Source organism: Brucella sp. 22210, from assembly GCF_052045675.1.
In the GTDB taxonomy this organism is placed as follows: Bacteria; Pseudomonadota; Alphaproteobacteria; order Rhizobiales; family Rhizobiaceae; genus Brucella.
This window is the reverse complement of the sequence record NZ_JBQEPD010000161.1, coordinates 1-571: the sequence shown is the minus strand read 5'-3', so window position 1 is coordinate 571 and position 571 is coordinate 1. Positions and strand designations below refer to the sequence as shown.

Below are 571 nucleotides of genomic sequence, written 5' to 3'. Positions count from 1 at the left end.
GCGGCTACAGTCCGGTGCTGTCGAATGCGGAGACGCAAGGAACTCTCGCACGACAGAACTTCGGTAACATGGGCGCGCTGCCTGCAAACGAGCAGGAATACCTTGGCGCGAACATCTCTGCCGACAAGCGCACCCCGAAAAACTACATCCTGAACGGCCAGAACTTCCTCACCTACGACGGCGTGACCGATGTTCGCGGGCGGCCATTGCCATCGGGCGGCTATATCGGGAACGTGCAGGGCGGCGCGGCTGACGCGGGTTTGACGAATTCCGTTACGACGGACGTTCAGAAGAACATCCTATCGAACAACAAATTCAAGAACCTTGCAGCACTGACCCGCGAATACGCACAGAAAGACCCGAACAATTTCGGCATTCCCGGCTTTATCAAAGGTACGGTGCAGGATGTGGCGCAGCTCGCGGGCACTGTGGCGCAGGGCCTCGGCTATAGTGATGTTGAAACGGCTGTCACGTCCGCCCTTGCTGACGCGCAGCGCAACGGCGTTGATCCGAGCCTGATTTCCGGCTTGTACGATCCGAATTTGTCGGGGCTCCATACACTGTCTGATCT

The 571-nt window shown here is 58.1% G+C and carries 1 protein-coding gene; it reads left to right on the top strand.

What is annotated here, in order from left to right:
* The coding region (locus ACTJKP_RS27145; protein WP_440632870.1) for a hypothetical protein at positions 1–571 on the top strand (571 nt) is incomplete at both ends.